The 579-nt window shown below is 66.5% G+C and carries 1 protein-coding gene; it reads left to right on the top strand.

What is annotated here, in order from left to right:
* Window positions 1–50: 50 nt before the first annotated feature.
* The coding region (locus EN780_RS36905; RefSeq protein ID WP_245500265.1) for a recombinase zinc beta ribbon domain-containing protein at window positions 51–579 on the top strand (529 nt) is incomplete at its 3' end.

Genomic DNA, 579 nt, shown 5'->3' on the forward strand with positions numbered 1-579 from the left:
CGCGTGGAAGGCCCCGGCCGGGCGGCGGCGTCTCGCAGATCAAGGTGGACATGGCTGACTGGCGGTTCGTCATGCCCGACCTGCATCCGGGTTATATCGACTGGGAGCGCTTCAAGGCCAACCAGGAGCGTCTCGCCGCCAATGCACAAGCGTATGGAATGCAGCGCCGCGCCGGGCCGGTCCGCGAAGGATCCGCCTTGCTCCAAGGCAGAGTTCTCTGCGGTCTTTGCGGCGGGCGCATGGGCGTCCATTACAGCCAGGAGCACGGTCAGCCTGTCCCGACCTATATCTGCCAGGAGACTGCCACCCGCCGTGGCGGCAAGGTCTGCCAGTCCGTGCCCGGCAAAGTCGTCGACCCGGCGGTGGGTGCATTGCTTGTCGAGCTGATGACGCCGATGACCCTTGAGGTCACCCTGGCGGTGCAGCGCGAGCTTGAGGCACGCGCCGCCGAGATGGACACGTTGCGCCGACAGCATATCGAGCGGACGCGTCATGACGCCGAGCTCGCCCGGCGCCGCTACATGAAGGTCGATCCCGACAATCGCCTCGTTGCCGACACTCTCGAGGCCGAGTGGAACG

This window comes from Mesorhizobium sp. M4B.F.Ca.ET.089.01.1.1 (genome assembly GCF_004022605.1).
GTDB lineage: Bacteria > Pseudomonadota > Alphaproteobacteria > Rhizobiales > Rhizobiaceae > Mesorhizobium > Mesorhizobium abyssinicae.